Raw genomic sequence first — 21,397 nt, 5'->3', positions numbered from 1 at the left:
GATGAACACCTCCACTCAGCCTGCCGAGGGGGCGGGTAGATCAAGATCAAGAGCTGCAGGCGAGCTAACGCTCGACCTGATGAGTGGTGAGAAGCGGGTGTTCGCAACTCTGCTGTTCTGTGGGAGCTTGCCAGCGATGGCGGCCTGTCAGCCGACCTGATTCTCTCGGATGCCCACCATCCCTGTGGGAGCGGGCTTGCCCGCGAAGGCGTACTGACAGTCAACAACGTTTATCGCCCAAGCCAACCATTCAGACCATTCCCACAAGACTTTCAGGTTGCCTGTCGGAAGCACGATCACTAGCCTCTGACGGTCGCTGCCAATTCAGCGACCGGGACTGCAAGCCCGCCAATAGTTTGTTAGGCGCCAACTTTGGGAGCTTCGCAATGATCAATGACAGTCCAGATCCCTCCGCCTCTGAGTCCGAAAAACAAGCGTCACGCCGCCCCTGCCCAATTTTCACCATCCACCCAGGCGTCGATTCCGAAACCCTGCTGGTCCATGCCTATGAAACTCTCGCTTCAGCCAATGTAATGGCAACCGAACTGTCGTCCATCCTGACCGGCCCAACCTGCAATCTGACACTCGGCATTCAGCAGATGATTGTCTTGGCGCAGCTATCGGTGAATCGCGTGCTGGATCAATTGGATTCGCCTCGATAGCACAACGAAAAAGCCCGCTGAACCTTTGAAGGTCAGCGGGCTTCGGTTGTTGCCGTCAGCTAAAAGTTACAAGGTCCCAAACACCTTCTTCGCCAAACTGGTCGCCGCAGCCTCCGGGTTCTGGCGGATGGTTTCTTCCTGTTTGCCGATCATTTCGAACAAGCCGTTAAGCGCCTGCTCGGTGACGTAATTTTCGACGTTGGCGTTTTTCGCATCCACTACGCCCATGGTCGCCGCTTGCCCTGCGAACGAGTTGTACTGCTGGGCCAGGCCAACCTTGTCGGTGGCTTGCTTGACGATCGGCAGGAACTTGGCGCGGATCTGCTCGCGGCTGGTCTTGTTCAGGTATTGGGTGGCCGAGTCGTTGCCGCCGCTGAGGATGCCCTTGGCATCTTCCACGGTCATTTTCTTCACGGCATCGACGAGGATTGGCTGGGCCTGGGTCACGGCGGTTTCGGCGGCCTTGTTCATGCTGGCTTCCAGTTCATCGACCTGGTCACCCATGCCGAACTGTTTCATTTTGCTGGCGACCTTGCCCAGTTTGCCCGGCAGTTCGATTTTCACCTCCGGGTTGTTGCTGAACCCACCCGGGGTACCCAGTTGTTTTACGGCCAGTTGCGCGCCTTGGGTCAGTGCGTCCTTGAGCCCACCGGTGGCGTCTTTCTGCGACAGGTCGGTGAGGGACAGTGCCAGGGTGTTGGCACAGATCATCAAGCCAGCGCACAGGCCGGCAAAGCGGAGGGTAGGGCGGAGCATGGCAACTTCCTTTTTCAAAGGTATTTAGCGGGCCGCGTCAACGCGGACCTTCAGCGGTTGTGGATCGGTGCCGTCCAGGCGTACAGCGTGATTTTCGGTGGTAATGAACATCAGCTTGCCGTCGACTTCGATACGCGCGCTGACTGAGTAACGATGACCCGGTTTGACCTGTGCCGGATCGTAACTCAGATGGAACGGTAGCGGCACTTGGCCTTTGACCGGGCCGTTCTGTTCGTCGAGGACAATGGCCGGTGCGTCGGCCAGAGACACGTCCTGCAAGCTGACGCTCAGGGTGGCGGTGGGCGGCAGGGCGCTGCGTTGCAGGTAGAAGACTTCACCGTCGAGGCTGGTTTTCGCCGCAGGTTGAATCGACTGACAGGCACCGAGCAGGGTGCTCATTGCCAGGATAGAGAGTTTTTTCATCGGAGATCTCCGTATCGAAGGCGCCGGAAGCAGCCTGGCGCCTGTAGATGTGGGAGCAAGCCCGCTCCCACAGGTTCTGCATCAGGCCTGTGGCGCCGGGACCGCTTGATCCGCCGCATCTTCACTGCGATGCAGCGCCACCTGACGGATCGACAAACGAATCTCCGCCGGTAATACGCGCTTGGCCGCGCCTTCGGCCAGTTCACCGAGCAGTTCGTGGTAGCTCAACTTGCCCGCTTCATCGCGCTTGAGCACGTCGAGGTCGAGCATGGTCTGGATGAAGTGGCGGAACAGGCTCTTGTCGAAGAATTCCGGGGCGTTCAGGCCGTGCAGGATCGACAGGCGCTGGGCCATGACCGTGCACAGGTCTTCCAGTTCTTCGGCGCTGATGCTGTTCTGGCCGCTGTTGAGCAGCAGTGACACGGTCATGTAGAAGCGCTGCAGGGTCTGGGCGATGCTTTTCGATAGCAGCGTCAACAGCACGAAATGCCGCGAGCTTGGCGCCGGGCGCAGGTACACGTTGTTCTCGAAACGCAGCAGGCCTTGCTCGACGAATGCCTCAAGCCATTGGTCGATCACCCCATCCAGTTCGTCCAGCGACCAGCGAATGAACAGTTCCGCTTGCAGGTAGGGATACAGCGCGCGGGTGTAGCGCAGGATCTGTTCGCGGCTCATGCGCGAGGCGCTCTGGAAGAAGCTCGCCAGCAGCGCCGGCAGCGCGAAGATGTGCAGCACGTTGTTGCGGTAGTAGGTCATCAGGACGGCGTTCTGTTCGTCCAGATACAGGATCTTGCCCAGGGCATCGCTCTGTTCGGACAGCAGGTCCATGTCCTTCACGTGCTCGATCAGCGCCCGGCCATCGCCTTCCGGCAGGGTGGTGTGCGGCGAGTACGGCACCTTGCGCAACAGCGCCAGGTACAGATCGAGCACCCGTGCCATGGCGCGGTCGTCCAGGGCCAGGCGGCTGGTGGACAGCAGGGCCAGGGCAACGAGGTTGACCGGGTTGATCGCCGCCGCTTCGTTCAGATGCCGGGCGACCTTCTCGCCGAGGCGGTTGGTGGTTTCGTTGAGCCAGGCGGGTCTGAATTGCGGGCCGAGTTCCTGTTGACGCCAGTCCGGTTGTTCGCCGTCGAGGAATTCCGCCAGTTTGATCGGCTCGCCGAAGTTCACCGCCACCTGGCCGAAGCGCTGTTTGAGCGCGCCGATGACTTTGAAAATATCGAAAATCGACTCCTTCTTCTTGGCCGCACCGCGCAATTCGCCGAGGTAAGTCCGGCCTTCCAGCACGCGCTCGTAGCCGATGTACACCGGCACGAAGACGATGGGCATGCGCGACGAACGCAGGAAACTGCGCAGGGTGATCGCCAGCATCCCGGTCTTCGGTTGCAGCATGCGCCCGGTGCGCGAACGGCCGCCTTCGACGAAGTATTCCACCGGAAAACCCTTGGTGAACAGGGTGTGCAGGTATTCGTTGAACACCGAGGTGTAGAGCGGGTTGCCCTTGAACGTTCGGCGCATGAAGAAGGCGCCGCCGCGACGCAGCAGGCCGCCGATCACCGGCATGTTCAGGTTGATCCCGGCGGCAATGTGCGGCGGGGTCAGGCCGTTACGGAACAGCAGGTAGGACAGCAGCAGATAGTCGATGTGGCTGCGGTGGCACGGCACGTAGATCACTTCGTGACCTTGGGCGACCTTCTGCACGCCTTCGATGTGGTTGACCTTGATGCCGTCGTAGATCTTGTTCCAGAACCAGCTCAGCACCACTTCCATAAAACGGATCGCAGTGTAGGTGTAGTCCGAGGCGATTTCGTTGCCGTAGCGCAGCGCCTGGGCCTTGGCTTTCTCCGGCGAGATGTTCTCGCGCTCGGCTTCGTCGAGGATCGCTTGTTTGACCTGTGGCTGGTTGAGCAGGCCTTTGACCAGGTTACGGCGGTGGGAGATGTCCGGGCCGATCACCGCCGCCTTCAGGTTGCGGAAATGCACCCGCAGGATGCGCTGGGCCATGCGCACGGTGCGCTCGTGGCCCTTGTTGTGCTCGATCAGTTCGCGCAGGTGGATCGGCGCGGAGAACTGCACGCGGGTCTTGCGTCCCAGCACGATGACGCTCAGCAAGCGCCGCAGGCGCCCGGTAACCGCCCAGCTGTCGGCGAACAGGAGTTTCCACGGGCTGTTTTCGCTGTCCGGCGACTGGCCCCAGAACACGCTGACCGGAATGATCTGCGCGTCTTCGGCGGCGTTCTGGCTCAGGGCGCTGACCAGGCGGGTCAGTGTCGGCGGTGCGCCGCGCTTGTCCTGGCGGCCGAGCCAGTCCGGGTCGGGCGTCAGGTAGAAGAACGCGGCCGGTTCCAGCAGGTTGCCCACCGATACCGGCAGTACCGGGCGTGGCAGGCCGGCCTTGCTGCACTCGGTGTCGACCACGGCGAGGTCGGTCAGCGAAGGGTTTTGCAGGACGTAGAACACCGGACGACTGCGGTCGAGGTTGAGGGTGAACGACGACTGGTTGATCGTCTCGGAGCGAACCCAGAGGTACAACAGTCGGCGCAGGGTGCCAAACACAAGACGGCGGAACGGGGAACGGGTCATACGGCTTCTGCATAAGTGAATAAAACCGAGCGTTTGCTCGGGCGCTGGGTAGTGTGCCGGATTCGTCGAAAATCGGCAAAAAAGCGGCGAAGTAAACTGCTATTGAGAGTTTCAGCGTCTGTCATATACTCGGCGCTCTGTCGCCGTTGCCCTCATGGGACCGGTATGCGCAGGCTGACGTTCCCGAGGCTTTCCTGCGAAAAGCCCGATCAATAATAAAAAGGGAGTATGAACAAATGGCAACACGCGAAACCGGCAATGTGAAGTGGTTCAACGACGCCAAGGGCTACGGCTTCATTCAGCGCGAGGACGGGGTGGACGTGTTCGTGCACTACCGCGCGATTCGCGGTGAAGGCCACCGTTCGCTGACCGAAGGCCAGCAGGTTGAATACGCGGTGGTGGAAGGGCAGAAGGGGTTGCAGGCTGAGGATGTTGTAGGTCTGTAACCAAAATCTTCAGAACACCCAAAAATACTGTGGGAGCGAGCTTGCTCGCGATAGCGGGCTGACATTCAACATTGATGTTGACTGAAAGGGCCTCATCGCGAGCAAGCTCGCTCCCACAGGTTCGGTGTGTAGGCTTTTACGCCGTTTTCCAGGTGATCTCTTCTTCACCATCAACGCTGATGCGAATCCAGCGATCGGCAGTCTCTTCACCTTCTTCCTCGACCCAGGTGCCCGGTGCGCAACGCACTTCCACGTTCAGCGCGGCAAACGCGGCGCGGGCGCAGGCGATGTCGTCGTCCCACGGGGTCTGGTCGCTTTCCAGGTACAGGCTGTTCCACTTGCCGACGGCTTTTGGCAGCCAGGTCACTGGCACATTGCCGGCCTTGCACTTGTAGGTCTGGCCCTTCTGGACCCAATCGGTGCACGGGCCCAATGCCGCGCCGAGCCAGGCGGAAATGGCCTTGTGGTCGACGTCGGCGTCTTTCAGGTAAATCTCGATATCGGGTTGGCGCATGGATGTCCTCACTGCGGGTCTGAAAAATCCATTCGCGGATTTAGCCGGTCTCGGGCACTCGCCCGAGACCAAAAGGTTATTGAAGAACGAAATAATCGTAGCGCATCGACACGGTGGTCTCGAACGGCTCGGCCTGTTCGATCACCGCTGCACGACGCTCGGCACTGGCACGCCAGCCGTGGGGTGTCATCGCTAGCAGGTTGGCGCGGTCCTGAGGCTTGTCCAGCGTCAGCTTGAACGTCAGCGTCTCGCTGTGCGCCAGTGCCATGCCTTCGGGCACCAGGTCCAGATGCTTGTCGTCAATGTACTCGCGCACTTCGTCGTACAGCCGTTCACGCAACTCCATCAGGTGGCCGCTGGTCGGTCCGACTTTCATCAGGCCGCCGCCGACGCTGAGCAGACGTTTGGCTTCTTCCCAGTCCAGCGGGCTGAAGACGCTGGCGAGGAACTGGCAACTGCCGGAGGCCAACGGCACCCGCGCCATGCTGGCGATCAACCAGGTGAGCTGCGGGTTGCGTTTGCAGGCGCGTTTGACCGCTTCGCGGGAGATGTCCAGGGCATAACCTTCGGCATCCGGCAAAGCCTCGGCGATTTGCGCGGTGTAATAACCCTCGCCACAGCCGATGTCCAGCCAGCGCCGGGGTGCATAACCAGCAGCCAGCTGCGCCAGACGCTTGGCCACCGGGGCGTAGTGCCCGGCGTTCAAAAAGTCTCGGCGGGCTTCGACCATCGCCTGGTTATCCCCAGGGTCGCGGCTGTTTTTGTGCTGCACCGGCAACAGGTTCAAGTAACCCTGGCGCGCGCGGTCGAAACGATGCCCGGCGGGGCAGGCCACGCCATTGTCCACCGCATTGAGCGGCTCACTGCAGATCGGGCACGCAAGCATCAGGCGAGCAACTTGATCAGGGTCTGGTAGTAGATTTCGGTCAGCACGTCGAGATCGGCTGCCAGCACCCGCTCGTTGACCTGGTGGATGGTCGCGTTGACCGGGCCCAGTTCAACCACTTGGGTGCCCATGGTCGCGATGAAGCGACCATCGGAGGTACCACCGCTGGTGGACGCCTTGGTTTCACGACCAGTGATGTCCTTGATACTCGCCGACACTGCGTCGAGCAGCGCGCCCGGTTCGGTGAGGAACGGCAGGCCGGACAGCGCCCAGTCGATGTGCCAGTCCAGGCCATGCTTGTCGAGGATGTCCGCCACGCGTTTTTGCAGGCCTTCGACTGTCGACTCGGTGGAGAAACGGAAGTTGAACACCGCCACCAGGTCACCCGGGATCACGTTGGTCGCGCCGGTGCCGGAATTGACGTTGGAGATCTGGAAACTGGTCGGCGGGAAGAAATCGTTGCCGTGGTCCCAGTGCTCGGCAGCCAGTTCGGCCAGGGCCGGGGCGGCGAGGTGGATCGGGTTCTTCGCCAGGTGCGGATAGGCCACGTGACCTTGCACGCCGCGCACGGTCAGCTTGGCGCCAAGGGAGCCGCGACGGCCGTTCTTGACCACGTCACCCACCAGGGTGGTGCTCGAAGGCTCGCCGACGATGCACCAGTCCAGACGCTCCTTGCGTGCGGCCAGGCGTTCAACCACCGCCTTGGTGCCGTGGTGCGCCGGGCCTTCTTCGTCGCTGGTGATCAGGAACGCGACTTTGCCCTTGTGATTCGGGTAGTCGGCGACAAAACGCTCGGAGGCGACGGTCATGGCGGCGAGGCTGCCTTTCATGTCGGCGGCGCCACGGCCGCAGAGCATGCCGTGTTCATCGATCAGTGCGTTGAACGGCTCGATCTGCCAGGCCGCCACCGGGCCGGTCGGGACCACGTCGGTGTGGCCGGCGAAGCACAGCACCGGACCGTCGTTCTGGCCGTGGGTGGCCCAGAAGTTATCCACATCTTCGATGCGCATCGGTTCCAGGGTGAAACCGGCATCGCCCAGGCGCTGCATCATCTGCTTCTGGCAATCGGCGTCGATCGGCGTCACGGACGGACGGCGGATCAGGTCGATGGCGAGTTGGAGGGTCGGCGAAAGGTCGGCGTGGGCCGTCATGGAAAACTCCGGAATCATGAGATATGGGCTTGGGCTTTTAATGTGGGAGCGGCGGTTCGACGCTTCGACTTGCTCGCGAATGCGGTGTGTCAGTCAACATACTCCTCGACTGTTACAAAGCATTCGTCGGAATGCCGCCCAGAGCAAGCCCGCTCCCACAGGGATAGGGCCAAGCCCCGCAAAATGGCGGTTATCTTAAAGCAAAACGGCGACCATTGGCCGCCGTTTAGTACATCCGCAGAGATTTAGACCGCTGGTGCCGTTTCAGGCTCGGCGGCCGGTTTCGGTAGCGACGACAGGAACGCCATGATCAGCGCCGCCACGTATGGCAGCGACTGCACCAGCAGCATGGTGACCCAGAAGCGCATGTCGTTGCTCGGCAGGCCCTGCACCAGGAAGATCCCCAGCGCCGCGCCCCACAACAGCAGCATGATGAACATCTCTTCCCGGGCTTCGGAAATCGCCACCCAGAAGCCGTGGTTATCGGCGTTTTTCGGCGTCCGGAAGAACGGAATGCTGCTGGTGAAGAAGCCGTACAGCACCGCTTTGGCGATGGTGTGGGACAGCGCCAGACCGGCCAGCGCCGCGCAGAAGGCATCCTTCAAGTTCACTCCAACCGCACGACGGTAGAGGAAGATGATCTTGGCGACCTTGAACACGAACAGCGCCAATGGCGGGATTGCGAAGATCAGCAGCGGCGGATCGACCCGGTGCGGCACGATGATCATCGCCGCCGACCACAACAGCGCGCCGACGGTGAAGAAGATGTTCATGCCGTCCGCCACCCACGGCAACCAGCCCGCGAGGAAGTGGTAGCGCTGGCCACGGGTCAGCTCGGTGTCCTTGCCGCGCAGCAGGCTGGCGGTGTGGCGCTTGATGATTTGAATCGCTCCGTAGGCCCAGCGGAAACGCTGTTTCTTGAAGTCGATGAAGGTATCGGGCATCAGGCCTTTGCCGTAGCTGGTGTGGTAATACGCCGCCGACAAGCCTTTTTCGAATACCCGCAGGCCCAGCTCGGCGTCTTCACAGATGCACCAGTCGGCCCAGCCCAGTTCTTCGAGCACCGAGCGGCGGGTCATGGTCATGGTGCCGTGCTGGATGATCGCGTCGCGGTCGTTGCGGGTCACCATGCCGATGTGGAAGAAGCCTTTGTATTCCGCGTAGCAGAGCTTCTTGAAGGTGCTTTCGTTCTGGTCGCGATAATCCTGCGGCGATTGCACCACGGCGATTTTCGGGTCGGCGAAGTGCGGCACCATGTGCTTGAGCCAGTTCGGGTGCACGCAGTAATCGGAGTCGATCACCGCGATCACTTCGGCATCCTTGGCGGTGTGCGGGATCAGGTAGTTCAGCGCGCCGCCCTTGAAGCCGGCCAGCGGTGCCACGTGGAAGAACTTGAAGCGCGGGCCGAGGGTTGCGCAGTAATCGCGCACCGGTTCCCAGACCGCCGGGTCCTTGGTGTTGTTGTCGATGATCAGGACTTCGAAGTCCGGATAGTCGAGGTTGGCCAGGGCGTTGAGGGTCTGTTTGACCATCTCCGGCGGCTCGTTGTAGCAGGGCACATGGATCGACACTTTCGGACGGTAGCTGGAGTCGCCTTCCACCGGCAGGAACTCGCGCCGGCGCTTGTGCACCCACACCGCTTCGGCCAGTTCATGGGCTTCGGTCAGCAGCACGATAAACACCCCGAGCGCACCGAGGGCGAGCAAGAAGCCCACCGTCAGGCTGAACCAGGTGCTGTATTGCTGGCTGTAGTCGTAACCGATCCACACCAGCACCGAACCACACAGGAACGCAATGAAGGTCAGGAAGGTACGGCCACGCTGGCGCAGGGCCGAGCCGTCGATCATCAGCAGGGTCAGCGACAACAGCGCCAATACCACCGAGCCAATGGCCAATACGCGCCATTGCGGAATCGCCACCACCGGGCCTTCGAAGTTGAATTTCTGCTGGCGCGCGGCGTTGAACACGCCCCAGTAGGCACCGACGGAGCCTTCGTCGCTGGCTTTCCACGGCTGGTCAAACGCTTCGATCACGAAGTAGTTGAAGCCCTGGCGGTTGAGCTTGTTGACCAGGGTTCGCAGGTAGATCGCCTGGTCCGCCGGGGAGGCATCGGCGCCACCGCGCATGCGGCCGTTGCTCGGCCAGCCCACCTCGGACAGCAGCAGTGGTTTTTTCGGGAACATCTTTTTCAGGTCGCGGGCGCGGTCGAGGACGAACTGCCCGGCCTTGTCCATCGGGACGAACTCCCAGTAAGGCAGGATGTGCGCGGCGATCAGGTCGACGTGCTTGGCCAGTTCCGGATGTTCTTCCCACACGTGCCACTGTTCGGACGTGGTCACCGGCACTTTCACGGCAGCGCGCACGCGATCGAGCATGACGCTGAGTTCCTGGGCGGTGATTTCCTTGCGGTAAATCGCTTCGTTGCCGACCACCACGCGAACCACGCTGCGCGAGGAGTTGGCGATTTCAATGGCGCGGGTGATTTCCCGTTCGTTGCGTTCCTGGTCCGGGCTGATCCAGATCCCCAGGGTCACCCGCAAGCCGAACTCTTCCGCCAGCTTCGGGATGTTTTGCAGCGTGCCATCGACCGAGTAGATGCGGATGTTGTCCGTCAGCTTGCTCATGATCTCCAGGTCGCGACGCATTTGATCGTCGGTCGGGTACTGGTCCTTCTGCGGGAACTGGCCCTGCTGGAATGGCGAGTACGAGAAGCCGGAGATCTGTTCAGGCCAGTTGGGGGCGGTGACCGGGCGGTTGATCAGCGCCCAGAAGCCGGTAAACAAGGCAGCGATGGCGAGCACCACGACCAGGTTGAGTCCAAATTTACGCGATGACATAGTTATTTCGGGTTCCAAAGACTGTGGAACGAAGGAACGGTTGGCGGTCGCCAAGGGGCGCGCATCCTACACCGGGCATTCTCTGGTCGTACAGCGGACAGGGAATTGCCGGACATTGGGCAGTTAACTTTCACATAAGTTCTTACACTTGCAGCTTGAAGCTTAAAACTTGTAGCTGCGTAGCCCTATAATGCGCGCCGGTTTTTGGGGTAATGGTCATGAGTACAGAAGATCCGCGGTTTGCTGGCATCGCCCGTTTGTATGGCATCGAAGGCCTTGAGCGTCTGCGCGCGGCCCATGTGGCGATCGTCGGCGTCGGTGGTGTCGGCTCCTGGGCGGCGGAAGCCATGGCCCGTTGTGGCGTGGGCGAGATTTCGCTGTTCGATCTGGACGACGTCTGCGTCAGCAATGCCAACCGCCAGTTGCACGCGCTGGACAGCACTGTGGGCAAGCCCAAGGTCGAGGTGATGGCCGAGCGTCTGCGCGGGATCAACCCGGAATGCACGGTGCACGCTGTGCCTGACTTCGTCACCCGCGAGACCATGGCCGAGTACATCACGCCGAACATCGATTGTGTGATCGACTGCATCGACAGCGTCAACGCCAAGGCCGCGCTGATCGCCTGGTGCAAGCGGCGCAAGATCCAGATCATCACCACCGGCGGCGCGGGCGGGCAGATCGATCCGACGCTGATTCAGGTTTGCGACCTCAACCGCACGTTCAATGACCCATTGGCTTCGAAAGTGCGTTCCACGCTGCGCCGCGACTACGGCTTCTCACGCACCGTGACCCGCCATTACAGCGTGCCGTGCGTGTTTTCCACCGAACAACTGCGCTACCCGAAACCGGACGGCAGCATTTGCCTGCAGAAGAGTTTTGTCGGTGACGGGGTGAAGCTCGACTGTGCCGGCGGGTTTGGCGCAGTGATGATGGTGACGGCGACGTTCGGCATGGTCGCGGCGACCAAGGCTGTGGACAAGATTGTGGCGGGTGTGCGGCGGCCGGCGGAGCGGGTCAAGCCTCAAGATTGAGGTTGCTGCTGATGGCCTCTTCGCGAGCAAGCCCGCTCCCACATTTGGAATGCATACCCCTGTGGGAGCGAGCTTGCTCGCGATGGGCTGCGAAGCGGCCCCGTTACTGCGCCAACTCCCGCATCCGCTGAAGCACCGCATTCAAGCCATTACTACGGGATTCAGACAACTGCCGCCCCAACCCAAGCTGATTGAACCAGTCCGGCAGATCCACCTGCTGCAACTCAGCCGCGGACAAGCCGTTGACCCGCGCCAGCAGCAACGCCACCAACCCGCGAATCAACCGCGCATCGCTGTTGGCGCTGAATTGCCAGTGGCGATCGCGCAATTCGCCCACCAGCCACACCTGGCTTTCACAGCCGTGCACCCGGTTGGTATCGCACATCTGTGCATCACTCAACGCCGGCAGGCGCTCGCCCCATTGCATCAGCAGGCGTGCGCGTTGTTCCCAGCCGGCGGCTTTCTGAAAGGTGTCCAGTGCCGTCACGGCGTCGGCGGGCAGGTTCATCGCAATAGCTCCAGCGCCTGATCCAGGGCTTCAAAGAACCGCTCCAGGTCTTCGGAATCGTTGTACAGCGCCAACGACACCCGAATCGCTCCGGCCAGTTCGAAGCGTTTGAGTAGCGGCATCGCACAGTGATGGCCGGCACGCACTGCGATCCCTTGTTCGGTCAGCAAATGCGCGAGATCGGAGTTATGCACACCCTCGACGGTGAAACTGGCCAGCGCCACTTGCGGCTTGCCCAGCAGGCGAATGCCGTTGCGCGCCTCCAGGCCCTTGAGCAGACAGGCATGCAGCGCCGCTTCATGGGCGGACACGGCGTCCTGATCGAGCCCGGCGAGATAGTCCAGGGTCGCTCCCAGGCCGATCACGCTGGCAATTGGCGGCGTCCCGGCCTCGAAGCCCAGCGGTGCCGGGCGAAAGCGTGCGTCGTGGTAATTGGCATCGAGCACCATTTCGCCGCCGAATTGCCAGGGACGCAGTTGTTTCAGCGCCGTATGGCGCCCGAACAACACGCCCAGGCCATCGGGGCCGTAAAGCTTGTGGCTGGAGAACACATAAAAATCGCAGCCCAGCGCTTGCACGTCGTGGCGGCCATGGACCACGCCCTGGGCACCATCGATCACGGTCAGGGCGTTGTGCGCCTTGGCCAATGCCAGTAATTCAGGCAGTGGCTGCCATGCGCCAATCACGTTGGACAACTGGCTGACGGCCAACAGACGCGTGCGTGGACTGATCAAACCGGCGGCGGCTTCAAGGTCGATCACGCCGTCGGCATCCAGCGGCAGGATCACCAGTTTCAGCTCGCGACGGTGCGCCAGTTGCTGCCACGGCAGCAGGTTGGCGTGATGCTCCAGGGCGCTGATGACAATCTCGTCGCCCGGATTGAAAAGATGTTCAAGGCCATAGGCCAGGAGATTCAGCGCGGACGTCGCGCCGTGGGTAAAGATGATCTGCCCGCTATCGCCGGCATTGAGCCATTGCGCGACTTTGCGGCGACTGTCTTCGAATGCCTGGGTGGCGTGGGCGCCGGGCAAGTGTTGCGCCCGATGTACGTTGGCCGCGCCGTTGGCGTAGTAATGCGCGAGGGCATCGAGCAGGGCCTGAGGTTTTTGCGTGGTGGCGGCGTTGTCCAGATAGGTCTGGTCTTGCCGTTGCAGGGCGGCGATGGCCGGAAAATCGGCACGCCAGGGAGAGAGAATCATCATGTTATCGGGCCCTGGTGAGGGTACGCCGTACCCTGTGGGAGCGGGCAAGTCGAATCGTCGCACCGCCGCTCCCACAGGTGGTCAATGTGCTGCTTAGTTGTGAGCGTGCAGCGCTTCGTTCAGTTCGATGGCCGATTTGTGGGTTTTGCATTCCACGGCACCGGTCTGCGAATTGCGACGGAACAGCAGGTCGGTCTGGCCGGCCAGATCACGGGCCTTGACCACTTTGACCAGTTGATTGTTCTCGTCCAGCAGCGCGACTTTGGTGCCGGCGGTCAGGTACAGGCCCGACTCGACGGTGTTGCGGTCGCCCAACGGAATACCGATACCGGCATTGGCGCCGATCAGGCAGCCTTCGCCGACCTTGATCACGATGTTGCCGCCGCCCGACAGGGTGCCCATGGTCGAGCAGCCGCCGCCCAGGTCCGAACCCTTGCCGACGAATACGCCAGCGGATACGCGGCCTTCGATCATGCCCGGGCCTTCGGTGCCGGCGTTGAAGTTGATGAAACCTTCGTGCATCACGGTGGTGCCTTCGCCCACGTAAGCGCCCAGGCGCAGACGCGCAGCATCAGCGATGCGCACGCCGGCCGGAACCACGTAGTCGGTCATTTTCGGGAATTTGTCCACAGAGAACACTTCCAGCAGCTCGCCGCGCAGGCGGGCTTCGAGTTGCAGTTCGGCCAGTTCGCTCAGGTCGACCGCGCCCTGGCTGGTCCAGGCCACGTTTGGCAGCAGCGGGAAGATCCCGGCCAGGTTCAGGCCGTGCGGCTTGACCAGGCGATGGCTCAGCAGGTGCAGCTTGAGGTAGGCCTCAGGGGTGGACGACAGCTGGGTGTCTTCAGCCAGCAGGGTCGCGACCAGCGGCTTGTGGCTCTCGGCCAGGCGGGTCAGCAGTGCAGCCTGGGCAGCGTCGACGCCTTTGAGCGCTTCAGCCAGTTGCGAGGCCTGTGCGGTACTGAACGCGATGGCCTGATTGCCTTCGGTGTAGCCCAGGATCGGTGCGATAGCGGCCAGGACTTCAGCCGATGGCTTGAGGACCGGGGCGGCGTAGAACACTTCCAGCCATGCGCCTTGACGGTTTTGAGTGCCGACGCCGAAGGCCAGGCTGAACAGGGTAGCGGACATGTGTATACCTCTAACAAAATTGAACGGGCTGCTTACTTGAGCGCGGCCGCGTAGATATCTGGCTTGAAGCCAATCAGGGTTCGGTCACCGAGATCGAGCACCGGGCGCTTGATCATCGAGGGTTGTGCGAGCATCAGTTCGATGGCTTTCGTCTGGTCGAGATCGGCTTTGCGTTCGTCGTCGAGCTTGCGAAAGGTCGTGCCTGCACGGTTCAACACCACTTCCCAGCCGTGCTCGTTGCACCATTGGGTCAGGTGTTCACGGTCGATACCGACCGCTTTGTAATCATGAAAGTCATAGCTGACAGCGTGTTCATCGAGCCAGGTGCGCGCCTTTTTCATGGTGTCGCAGGCTTTGATGCCGAAAAGGTGCAACGTTTTGCTTGAAACGGTCAAGGAATTGCCCCCTTTGCAGGTGCCGTAAATATAAAGGTGACGGATTATGCCATGGGCATTGAGTTAAAACGCAAAACCTGTGGGAGCTAGCTTGTTCCCACAGGGATTGGCGCGATCCGGGTGCGACATAGGTGCAAGGGCCACTGTTAGTCTAAGCGGCTAATATGGCACTTCAATGCTGTCGATTGCCTGAGAATCCCGCTTTATGCAAACCGCCTACACCGTCCTGATCCTGTTGATGCTGGTCGGCGTTTCGCGCCTGATCGGACGGGTGGTTCCGCTGCCGTTGCCGTTGGTGCAGATTGCCGCCGGTGCCCTGCTTGCCTGGCCGACGCTCGGCCTGCATGTAGCCCTCGATCCCGAACTGTTCCTGTTTCTGTTCCTGCCGCCACTGTTGTTCTCCGACGGCTGGCGCATGCCCAAGCGCGAATTCTGGCACCTGCGTGGCCCGATCCTGACCCTGGCGGTGGGCCTGGTGCTGTTCACGGTGGTCGGCGCCGGGTATTTCATTCATTGGCTGCTGCCTGGTGTGCCGTTGCCGGTGGCGTTTGCCCTCGCGGCCGTGCTGTCACCGACGGACGCGGTGGCGGTGTCGGCCATTTCCCGCAATCGACTGCCGGCCCCGTTGATGCACATCTTGCAGGGCGAGGCGCTGATGAACGATGCCTCGGGCCTGGTAACGTTCAAGTTTGCCCTGGTGGCAGCGGTTACCGGCGTGTTCTCGCTGGCCAATGCCAGCCTGACGTTTGTACTGGTCGCGGTGGGCGGGCTGACCGTCGGGGTGGCCTTGAGCTGGCTGGTCGGTCGTATGCGGGCGTGGATGATCGCGCGGGGCTGGGATGATCCGGCGACGCACGTGGTGTTCATGTTGCTATTGCCGTTTGCGGCCTACGTGCTGGCCGAGCGCATGGAGGTGTCAGGCATCCTGTCAGCGGTGGCGGCGGGGATGATGCAGAGCTGGCTCGACCTGCTGCCGCGCCAGACCAACACACGATTGCTCAATCGAAGTGTCTGGTCATTGCTGGAGTTCGCCTTCAACGGTTTGATCTTCCTGCTGTTGGGGTTGCAGTTGCCGGACATCATCAAGGCGGTGGCCAGCCACGAAACTTCGCTATGGCCGACGTTGCTGTATCGCGGGCTGGACGTGGTGGCGATTTTCCTGGTGCTGCTGGTTTTGCGGTTCGTTTGGGTACAGAGCATCTGGCGGCTGTCAATTCTGCTGCGGCGCTGGCGCGGCAAAGCTGAGCTGACACGGGTGCCCAGCGCGCGTTCCTGCTGGTTGCTGACCGTCGGCGGCGTGCGTGGTGCGGTGACGCTGGCGGGTGTGATGTCGGTGCCGATGCTCATGGGGGCCAGTGCGTTTCCCGAGCGCGACCTGCTGATTTTCATCGCCGCCGGGGTGATTCTGCTGTCGTTGATTGCGGCCTGCATTGCGCTGCCACTGTTGTTGCGCGGCATCGAGGCCAGTCCGGACGACAAGCGACGCAATGAAGTGCGCGACGCCTGGCGCAAGACCGCCGAAGCGGCCATCCATGCGCTTGAGACAGAAGAGGTCAACCCGCAGGACGCCGCCCAGTCCGCGCTGGCCGCCGAACTCAAGGCGCGGATCATGTCCGAGTACCGACACCAGTTGGAGGTGTTCAATGATTCCGCCGAGGCGCAAGCCCTGGCGTTCCAGATGGACTTGCTGGAACGGCGTTTGCGCTTGAAGGCGCTGCGCGCACAACGTCTGGAGTTGTACAGCCTCAGTCGTCATCACCAGATTGGTGATGACGTGTTGCGTGAGGTGTTGGGGGAACTGGATTTGAGTGAAGCAAAGTTAGGGAGGGTTAATTAGCTGGCTGAGCGCTAAAGACTTTATTTTTTGGGGTAGATTGAGCTTATGAAATTGATGTCTTTCTCTGTTAGGGAGAAATTGAACGGCATATCGATTTTGTTCCAGATGAAAGCCTTGGAAAAGCCGTAGTGCATGATTGATTTCGGGTCGTAGGGGGCTGTTGTTGATTTGCTTTTGTCGTTTTTTTTAAAGATATTGAAGTAAGTCTTTTCTTTAGGCCAGCCTAATTGTTTTTCGCATTCCCGATATACCGCGGGTGTATTCCAGTCGATGTTGGCCTCTGGGTGCTGATGCTCGTGTTCCAAACCAAATGCATGACCAAATTCGTGTAAAATAGTGGCTATCCAATGCTCGGTTAGAAACTTTGCGTTCAGGTCGAAGTGCATAGTGGCCTGGTTGCTGGGTACTGACAATGCATCCGTCCCAACATATGACCAGTGTCCGCTTGTCTTGCTGCTAAAGGATATTCGTATGTCTGCTTCTTCGACTTTTTCAACGAATTTAATGTTGAGGTTGATATGGGGTGTCCAGAGCTTTAATGCGGTTTCAATAAATTTCATGAGTTGGGTGTGTTTGGAGAAGTAACCTATCTTTAGTGTTCTATGTTGAGCCCAGAATTTACTGTGCGTGCCGATGCTTTGTATGTTTATTCCGCCCTTTACGCGGTTTGGCTTGTTGGAGTTGTCTTCCTGGGTGGCAAGCTCATAAGAGACTTTGTTGTCGACTGGGTTTATCCCTCCGCACAAATGTAAGGTGTCCATATGGGTAATGTCCCTATAATTAAATTGGGTGCCCTGCGCGATGGCGCAGGCATCATAAGTCGGGTGGTGATGGATTGTTGAAGGTTTCGAGTTGCAGCGAGTCGTGTCTGTTTTGAAAAGAACTACAGGTCGCTTAAAAAGAATAGGGTATTAATATAATAAGTGGCAAGCTAAAGGTAAGTTGCTTGTATTGCTTTTTATTTGTGTGCAGCCGCACGGCATTGCGCCGTGCGGGCATTGGACTTTAAGAACTATGGTGGGTGATAAATTCCCGAATGCGTTCAGCTGCCTCGACACATTCCGTCAGCGGTGCAACCAGTGCCATGCGCACTCGTCCGGCGCCCGGGTTGACGCCATCCACTTCACGGGACAGGTAGGAGCCAGGCACTACCGTCACGTGTTCTTCGGCAAACAGATTCCGACAGAACGCGGCATCATCACCCTTAACGTTCGGCCATAGGTAGAAGCTGCCATCTGGGCGCTGCACATCCATGACTGGTTTCAGAATCTCCAGCACAGCATCAAACTTCTCGCGATACAGCGCCCGGTTGGCGCGTACGTGTACTTCGTCATTCCACGCTGCAACGCTGGCCAGTTGCGTCTGAACCGGCATCGCGCAGCCGTGGTAGGTGCGGTAGAGCAGGAAGCCCTTGAGGACGTCGGCATCACCGGCTACAAAGCCAGAGCGCAGACCTGGCAGGTTCGAGCGCTTGGACAGGCTGTGGAACACCACGCAGCGCTTGAAGTCCTTGCGACCCAGTTCCGCGCAGGCGCTGAGCAGGCCCGGCGGCGGGGTCTGCTCGTCGAAATACAGTTCGCTGTAGCACTCGTCCGCGGCGATCACGAAATCGTGTTCATCGGCCAGGGCAATCAGCTTTTTCAGGGTCTCGACCGGGATCAGGGCACCGGTCGGGTTGCCCGGCGAGCACAGGAACAGAATCTGGCAGCGTTTCCAGATGTCCGCAGAAACCGCGTCGAAGTCCGGGTTGAAGCCGTTTTCGTCCAGGCATGGCAGGTAATGCGGCTTGGCGCCGGCGAGAAAGGCCGCGCCTTCGTAGATCTGGTAGAACGGGTTCGGACTGACCACCAGCGCGTCATCGCCACGGTTGACCACGGTCTGGGTGAAGGCGAACAGGGCCTCGCGGGTGCCGTTGACCGGCAGCACGTTGCGCGCCGGGTCGATCCAGCCCTTTGGGACATCGAAGCGACGTTCGCACCACGCAGCAATGGCTTCACGCAGCTCCGGGATGCCGAGGGTGGTCGGGTACACGGCCATTTTTTCCAGATTGCTGGCCAGGGCCTCGGCGACAAAGCTCGGCGAACGGTGTTTCGGCTCGCCGATGGACAGCGCAATCGGACGTTTGTCCGGGTTGGGCGTCACGCTGCCGAGCAGGGCGCGGAGTTTCTCGAACGGGTAGGGCTGGAGCTGGGACAGAGCGTTGTTCATGGGGGGCCTCGTTCAATGTGGGAGCGGGCTTGCTCGCGAAAGCGGTGTGTCAGCAATGTGGATGTCGACTGACACTTCCGATTCGCGAGCAAGCCCGCTCCCACAGGGGGATTTGTAGATTCAGATGCTGATGCGCGACAGTTTGATATCGGGTTCCTGGTTGACGCTCAGTTGTTCGACGATCGCATCCTGCAGGCGGCTGCACAGCAACGGGTCGGACAACGGCTGATTGTTGGCGTCGGTGATGAAGAACACGTCCTCCACGCGCTCGCCGAGGGTGGCGATCTTGGCGTTCTGCAGCGACAGGTCGAACTCCAGGAAGATCGTGCCGATCCGCGCCAGCAGGCCCGGGCGGTCGGGAGCGGTGAGTTCGAGCACCGTCACCTGGCGCTGGGCATCGTTGTGGATCGTCACCTGTGGCGCAAAGGCGAAATGCTTGAGCTGACGTGGCACCCGGCGCTGGATGATGGTCGGGTAGTCGTCAGGGTTGCGCAGGGCTTCGGTCAGGCCTTCGCGGATCTGTTTGACCCGCGCCGGGTTGTCGCCAATCGAGTCGCCGTCGGTGTCGAGCACGATATAGGTGTCGAGGGTGAACTGGCTGCTGGAGGTGATGACCCGGGCGTCGTGGATGTTCAGGTTGAGCTGGTCCATCGCGGCCACGGTCACGGCAAAGAAGTCGTGCTGGTCGGGGGCATAGATGAAGATCTGCGTGCCACCTTCGAACTCGCGCTGGGTGGTCTCCTTGATCAGCACCAGCGGCCCGCCGTCGGCCGGTTGCTGGAGGATCGCGTCACTGTGCCAGGCCACGTCGCCGGCGGTGTGGCGCAGAAAATAGTCATCACCCAGTTGCGCCCACAACTGCTCGACATCGTCCGGGTCGGTGCCGCCGCGCACCAGGATATCCAGGGCGGCGCTCTGGGTCTGGCGGATCTGCTCTTCGCGATCCACCGGGTTCTCCAGGCCGCGACGCAGGGCGCGCTTGGTCTCGGTGTAGAGCTGACGCAGCAGGCTGGCGCGCCAGGAGTTCCACAGGGTCGGGTTGGTGGCGTTGATGTCGGAGACGGTCAGCACATACAGGTAGTCGAGGCGGGTTTCGTCACCGACGATCTGGGCAAAGTCGTGGATCACCTGCGGGTCGGACAAGTCCTTGCGCTGGGCGGTGGTCGACATCACCAGGTGGTTCTGCACCAGCCACACAATCAGGCGGCTGTCCCACACTGGCAGCTGATGGCGCTGGCAAAACGCCTCGGCATCGACTGCTCCGATGTCCGAGTGGTCGCCATGTCGGCCTTTGCCGATGTCGTGGTAGAGGCCGGCCATGTAGATCAGTTCGGGTTTGGGCAGTTTGCCCATGAGCTTGCTGGCCAGCGGAAATTTTTCCGACACCTGGGTGTACTGCAACTTACGCAGGTGCTTGATCAGGTTCAGGGTATGGGCATCGACTGTATAGATGTGGAACAGGTCATGCTGCATCTGCCCGACGATAAAGCCGAATTCGGGCAGGTAGCGCCCCAGGATGCCGTAACGGTTCATCCGCCGCAGGTTGCGGTGGATGCCGATCTTGCACTTGAACAGCTCGATAAACAGGCTGGTGTTGCGAATATCGTTGCGGAAGTCGTCGTCGATCAGGTGGCGGTGTTCCCGCAGCAGACGAATGGTGTCGGCGCGAACGCCCTTGATTTCCGGCTGCTGGGCCATCAGCACGAAGATTTCGAGCATGGCGAACGGGGTACGGCGGAAAACGTTGTCGTTGCGTGCCTCGATGTAGCCGTCATGCAGCTGGAAACGCGAGTTGATTGGCTGCGGTGGTGATTCGTCTTCAGGTGCGAGGATGACTTCCTCGAAGTGCTGGATGATCAGGTCGCTGAGTTGGGCGATGCTCATGACCACCCGGTAATACTGCTGCATGAAGTTTTCGATGGCTTGCTTGGCGTCGTCGCCTTTGAAGCCTAGCAGTCCGGCAATGGTGCGCTGGTGATCGAACAGCAGGCGATCTTCGGAACGACCGGCGAGCATGTGCAGGGCATAGCGAACCTTCCACAGGAACTCCTGGGAGGAGGCGAGCAGGGCGTTTTCACTTTCGACCAGGAATCCTTCCCCAGCCAGTGCCCGCAGGTTCAGGGTGCCGTACTCGCGACGGGCCACCCACAGAATCGTCTGGATATCCCGCAGGCCGCCGGGTGAGCCTTTGACGTTGGGTTCCAGGTTGTATTCGGTGTCGTTGTACTTGTGGTGGCGGGCCTTTTGTTCGGCACGCTTGGCCAGGAAGAAGTCCTTGCTCGGCCACATGTGCCCGGTGCCGGTGACGTCCAGCATGCGCTGGCGCAGATGCTCGGGGCCTGCGATGGTGCGGCTTTCCATCAGGTTGGTGACGACCGTCAGGTCGGCGCGGGCCTCGACGGCGCATTCGTCGACCGAGCGAACGCTCTGGCCGACCTCCAGGCCAATGTCCCACAACAGCGTCAGAAAACGCTCGATGGAATCGCGGAAAACCTCGTGGTCGGCGCTGTCCAGCAGGATCAGCAAGTCGATATCGGAATAAGGGTGCAATTCGCCACGGCCGTAGCCGCCGACCGCAACCAGCGCGATGTCGGCGTCCTCGCTCCAGCTGAACTGCTCCCAGGCCTTTTGCAGGATGTTATCGACGAACCAGGCGCGATCCTCGATCAGCCGGCGAATGTCCCGGCCATTGCGAAAGCGCGTATCGAGCACTTCGCGGGCCTGGCGGATCGCCTTCTTGAAGGCCGAGATCGGGCTTGCCTTCAGGGCCAGTTCAGCCTGGAACTGGCCGCGGTCGAAGAGTTCGGGATCCACCTGCGGCATCGATTGG

18 protein-coding genes are annotated in these 21,397 nt (G+C 60.7%); 4 read left to right on the top strand and 14 right to left on the bottom strand.

The genetic code is table 11. The features are described 5' to 3' along the window. The first annotated feature begins 386 nt into the window (after positions 1 to 386). Entirely contained in the window at positions 387 to 662 is a 276-nt protein-coding gene (locus tag PMI34_RS05545) for a DUF6124 family protein (protein ID WP_008052805.1), read from the top strand. Positions 663 to 728: 66 nt separating this feature from the next. Here the strand turns inward: PMI34_RS05545 and PMI34_RS05550 are convergent, their stop codons facing one another. From PMI34_RS05550 to plsB, 3 genes are all read right to left on the bottom strand, one after another. Continuing rightward, the gene (locus tag PMI34_RS05550; protein WP_008052804.1) at positions 729 to 1,418 is read right to left on the bottom strand and encodes a DUF4197 domain-containing protein; all 690 of its coding nucleotides are present in this window, start codon (positions 1,416 to 1,418) and stop codon (positions 729 to 731) included. Positions 1,419 to 1,442: 24 nt separating this feature from the next. Then, the gene (locus PMI34_RS05555) at positions 1,443 to 1,841 is read right to left on the bottom strand and encodes a YbaY family lipoprotein (RefSeq protein WP_008052802.1); all 399 of its coding nucleotides are present in this window, start codon (positions 1,839 to 1,841) and stop codon (positions 1,443 to 1,445) included. 81 nt (positions 1,842 to 1,922) lie between these two features. Next, the gene (gene plsB, locus PMI34_RS05560) at positions 1,923 to 4,424 is read right to left on the bottom strand and encodes a glycerol-3-phosphate 1-O-acyltransferase PlsB (protein WP_008052801.1); all 2,502 of its coding nucleotides are present in this window, start codon (positions 4,422 to 4,424) and stop codon (positions 1,923 to 1,925) included. A 236-nt stretch (positions 4,425 to 4,660) separates the two neighbouring features. On the opposite strand from plsB, the gene PMI34_RS05565 reads away from it, so the two are divergent. After that, positions 4,661 to 4,870 (top strand): cold shock domain-containing protein, encoded by a 210-nt coding sequence (locus PMI34_RS05565; RefSeq protein WP_007954750.1) that lies wholly within the window; start codon positions 4,661 to 4,663, stop codon positions 4,868 to 4,870. Positions 4,871 to 5,006: 136 nt separating this feature from the next. On the opposite strand, the gene PMI34_RS05570 is transcribed toward PMI34_RS05565, so the two are convergent. The 4 genes from PMI34_RS05570 to PMI34_RS05585 form a co-directional block, all read right to left on the bottom strand. After that, positions 5,007 to 5,384, bottom strand: coding sequence for a hypothetical protein (locus tag PMI34_RS05570; protein WP_008052800.1), 378 nt, complete (start codon positions 5,382 to 5,384; stop codon positions 5,007 to 5,009). A 76-nt stretch (positions 5,385 to 5,460) separates the two neighbouring features. Then, the gene (locus PMI34_RS05575) at positions 5,461 to 6,270 is read right to left on the bottom strand and encodes a putative RNA methyltransferase (RefSeq protein WP_008052799.1); all 810 of its coding nucleotides are present in this window, start codon (positions 6,268 to 6,270) and stop codon (positions 5,461 to 5,463) included. Then, positions 6,270 to 7,421 carry a succinyl-diaminopimelate desuccinylase gene (gene dapE, locus PMI34_RS05580; RefSeq protein WP_008052798.1) on the bottom strand — a complete coding sequence of 384 codons (1,152 nt, stop codon included), beginning with the start codon at positions 7,419 to 7,421 and terminating at the stop codon, positions 6,270 to 6,272. The genes PMI34_RS05575 and dapE overlap by 1 nt, the downstream gene beginning before the upstream one ends. Before the next feature lie 245 nt (positions 7,422 to 7,666). Next, on the bottom strand, positions 7,667 to 10,258 hold the full coding sequence (locus PMI34_RS05585; RefSeq protein ID WP_008052797.1) for a glycosyltransferase: 2,592 nt from the start codon (positions 10,256 to 10,258) through the stop codon (positions 7,667 to 7,669). 218 nt (positions 10,259 to 10,476) lie between these two features. Between PMI34_RS05585 and tcdA the strand changes: the two genes are divergently transcribed. Beyond that, a complete protein-coding gene (tcdA, locus tag PMI34_RS05590; protein ID WP_443216131.1) occupies positions 10,477 to 11,289 on the top strand; it encodes a tRNA cyclic N6-threonylcarbamoyladenosine(37) synthase TcdA in 813 nt (270 codons plus the stop codon). A 103-nt stretch (positions 11,290 to 11,392) separates the two neighbouring features. Here the strand turns inward: tcdA and PMI34_RS05595 are convergent, their stop codons facing one another. The 4 genes from PMI34_RS05595 to PMI34_RS05610 form a co-directional block, all read right to left on the bottom strand. Further along, positions 11,393 to 11,797: a SufE family protein gene (locus PMI34_RS05595; protein ID WP_008052795.1), complete on the bottom strand. Its 405-nt coding sequence runs from the start codon at positions 11,795 to 11,797 to the stop codon at positions 11,393 to 11,395. Further along, the gene (locus PMI34_RS05600; protein WP_008052794.1) at positions 11,794 to 12,999 is read right to left on the bottom strand and encodes an aminotransferase class V-fold PLP-dependent enzyme; all 1,206 of its coding nucleotides are present in this window, start codon (positions 12,997 to 12,999) and stop codon (positions 11,794 to 11,796) included. The genes PMI34_RS05595 and PMI34_RS05600 overlap by 4 nt, the downstream gene beginning before the upstream one ends. 93 nt (positions 13,000 to 13,092) lie before the next feature. Continuing rightward, complete coding sequence (dapD, locus tag PMI34_RS05605) at positions 13,093 to 14,127, bottom strand: 2,3,4,5-tetrahydropyridine-2,6-dicarboxylate N-succinyltransferase (protein ID WP_008052793.1); 1,035 nt, start codon at positions 14,125 to 14,127, stop codon at positions 13,093 to 13,095. A 32-nt stretch (positions 14,128 to 14,159) separates the two neighbouring features. After that, positions 14,160 to 14,468 (bottom strand): arsenate reductase, encoded by a 309-nt coding sequence (locus PMI34_RS05610; RefSeq protein ID WP_238538813.1) that lies wholly within the window; start codon positions 14,466 to 14,468, stop codon positions 14,160 to 14,162. Between the two features lie 259 nt (positions 14,469 to 14,727). On the opposite strand from PMI34_RS05610, the gene PMI34_RS05615 reads away from it, so the two are divergent. Then, complete coding sequence (locus PMI34_RS05615; protein ID WP_008052789.1) at positions 14,728 to 16,359, top strand: Na+/H+ antiporter; 1,632 nt, start codon at positions 14,728 to 14,730, stop codon at positions 16,357 to 16,359. Positions 16,360 to 16,379: 20 nt separating this feature from the next. Here PMI34_RS05615 and PMI34_RS05620 read toward each other — a convergent pair whose 3' ends face one another. The 3 genes from PMI34_RS05620 to PMI34_RS05630 form a co-directional block, all read right to left on the bottom strand. Continuing rightward, complete coding sequence (locus PMI34_RS05620; protein WP_008052787.1) at positions 16,380 to 17,120, bottom strand: M12 family metallopeptidase; 741 nt, start codon at positions 17,118 to 17,120, stop codon at positions 16,380 to 16,382. A 244-nt stretch (positions 17,121 to 17,364) separates the two neighbouring features. Then, the gene (dapC, locus tag PMI34_RS05625) at positions 17,365 to 18,567 is read right to left on the bottom strand and encodes a succinyldiaminopimelate transaminase (protein ID WP_008052785.1); all 1,203 of its coding nucleotides are present in this window, start codon (positions 18,565 to 18,567) and stop codon (positions 17,365 to 17,367) included. Positions 18,568 to 18,687: 120 nt separating this feature from the next. Beyond that, a complete protein-coding gene (locus PMI34_RS05630) occupies positions 18,688 to 21,390 on the bottom strand; it encodes a [protein-PII] uridylyltransferase (RefSeq protein WP_008052784.1) in 2,703 nt (900 codons plus the stop codon). Positions 21,391 to 21,397 lie beyond the last annotated feature (7 nt).

This window comes from Pseudomonas sp. GM74, assembly GCF_000282455.1.
GTDB lineage: Bacteria > Pseudomonadota > Gammaproteobacteria > Pseudomonadales > Pseudomonadaceae > Aquipseudomonas.
Note: the sequence above shows the minus strand (reverse complement) of the source record. Positions and strands in the feature narration are given on the sequence as shown.

What these genes read in the sequence shown, in the direction of transcription:
- PMI34_RS05585 (WP_008052797.1), bottom strand. Translation starts at nt 10,258, where the DNA reads ATGTCATCGCGTAAATTTGGACTCAACCTGGTCGTGGTGCTCGCCATC.
- dapC (WP_008052785.1), bottom strand. Translation starts at nt 18,567, where the DNA reads ATGAACAACGCTCTGTCCCAGCTCCAGCCCTACCCGTTCGAGAAACTC.
- PMI34_RS05600 (WP_008052794.1), bottom strand. Translation starts at nt 12,999, where the DNA reads ATGATGATTCTCTCTCCCTGGCGTGCCGATTTTCCGGCCATCGCCGCC.
- PMI34_RS05565 (WP_007954750.1), top strand. Translation starts at nt 4,661, where the DNA reads ATGGCAACACGCGAAACCGGCAATGTGAAGTGGTTCAACGACGCCAAG.
- PMI34_RS05550 (WP_008052804.1), bottom strand. Translation starts at nt 1,418, where the DNA reads ATGCTCCGCCCTACCCTCCGCTTTGCCGGCCTGTGCGCTGGCTTGATG.
- dapD (WP_008052793.1), bottom strand. Translation starts at nt 14,127, where the DNA reads ATGTCCGCTACCCTGTTCAGCCTGGCCTTCGGCGTCGGCACTCAAAAC.
- PMI34_RS05570 (WP_008052800.1), bottom strand. Translation starts at nt 5,384, where the DNA reads ATGCGCCAACCCGATATCGAGATTTACCTGAAAGACGCCGACGTCGAC.
- PMI34_RS05615 (WP_008052789.1), top strand. Translation starts at nt 14,728, where the DNA reads ATGCAAACCGCCTACACCGTCCTGATCCTGTTGATGCTGGTCGGCGTT.
- tcdA (WP_443216131.1), top strand. Translation starts at nt 10,477, where the DNA reads ATGAGTACAGAAGATCCGCGGTTTGCTGGCATCGCCCGTTTGTATGGC.
- PMI34_RS05595 (WP_008052795.1), bottom strand. Translation starts at nt 11,797, where the DNA reads ATGAACCTGCCCGCCGACGCCGTGACGGCACTGGACACCTTTCAGAAA.
- PMI34_RS05545 (WP_008052805.1), top strand. Translation starts at nt 387, where the DNA reads ATGATCAATGACAGTCCAGATCCCTCCGCCTCTGAGTCCGAAAAACAA.
- dapE (WP_008052798.1), bottom strand. Translation starts at nt 7,421, where the DNA reads ATGACGGCCCACGCCGACCTTTCGCCGACCCTCCAACTCGCCATCGAC.
- PMI34_RS05555 (WP_008052802.1), bottom strand. Translation starts at nt 1,841, where the DNA reads ATGAAAAAACTCTCTATCCTGGCAATGAGCACCCTGCTCGGTGCCTGT.
- PMI34_RS05620 (WP_008052787.1), bottom strand. Translation starts at nt 17,120, where the DNA reads ATGGACACCTTACATTTGTGCGGAGGGATAAACCCAGTCGACAACAAA.
- plsB (WP_008052801.1), bottom strand. Translation starts at nt 4,424, where the DNA reads ATGACCCGTTCCCCGTTCCGCCGTCTTGTGTTTGGCACCCTGCGCCGA.
- PMI34_RS05575 (WP_008052799.1), bottom strand. Translation starts at nt 6,270, where the DNA reads ATGCTTGCGTGCCCGATCTGCAGTGAGCCGCTCAATGCGGTGGACAAT.
- PMI34_RS05610 (WP_238538813.1), bottom strand. Translation starts at nt 14,468, where the DNA reads ATGAAAAAGGCGCGCACCTGGCTCGATGAACACGCTGTCAGCTATGAC.
- PMI34_RS05630 (WP_008052784.1), bottom strand. Translation starts at nt 21,390, where the DNA reads ATGCCGCAGGTGGATCCCGAACTCTTCGACCGCGGCCAGTTCCAGGCT.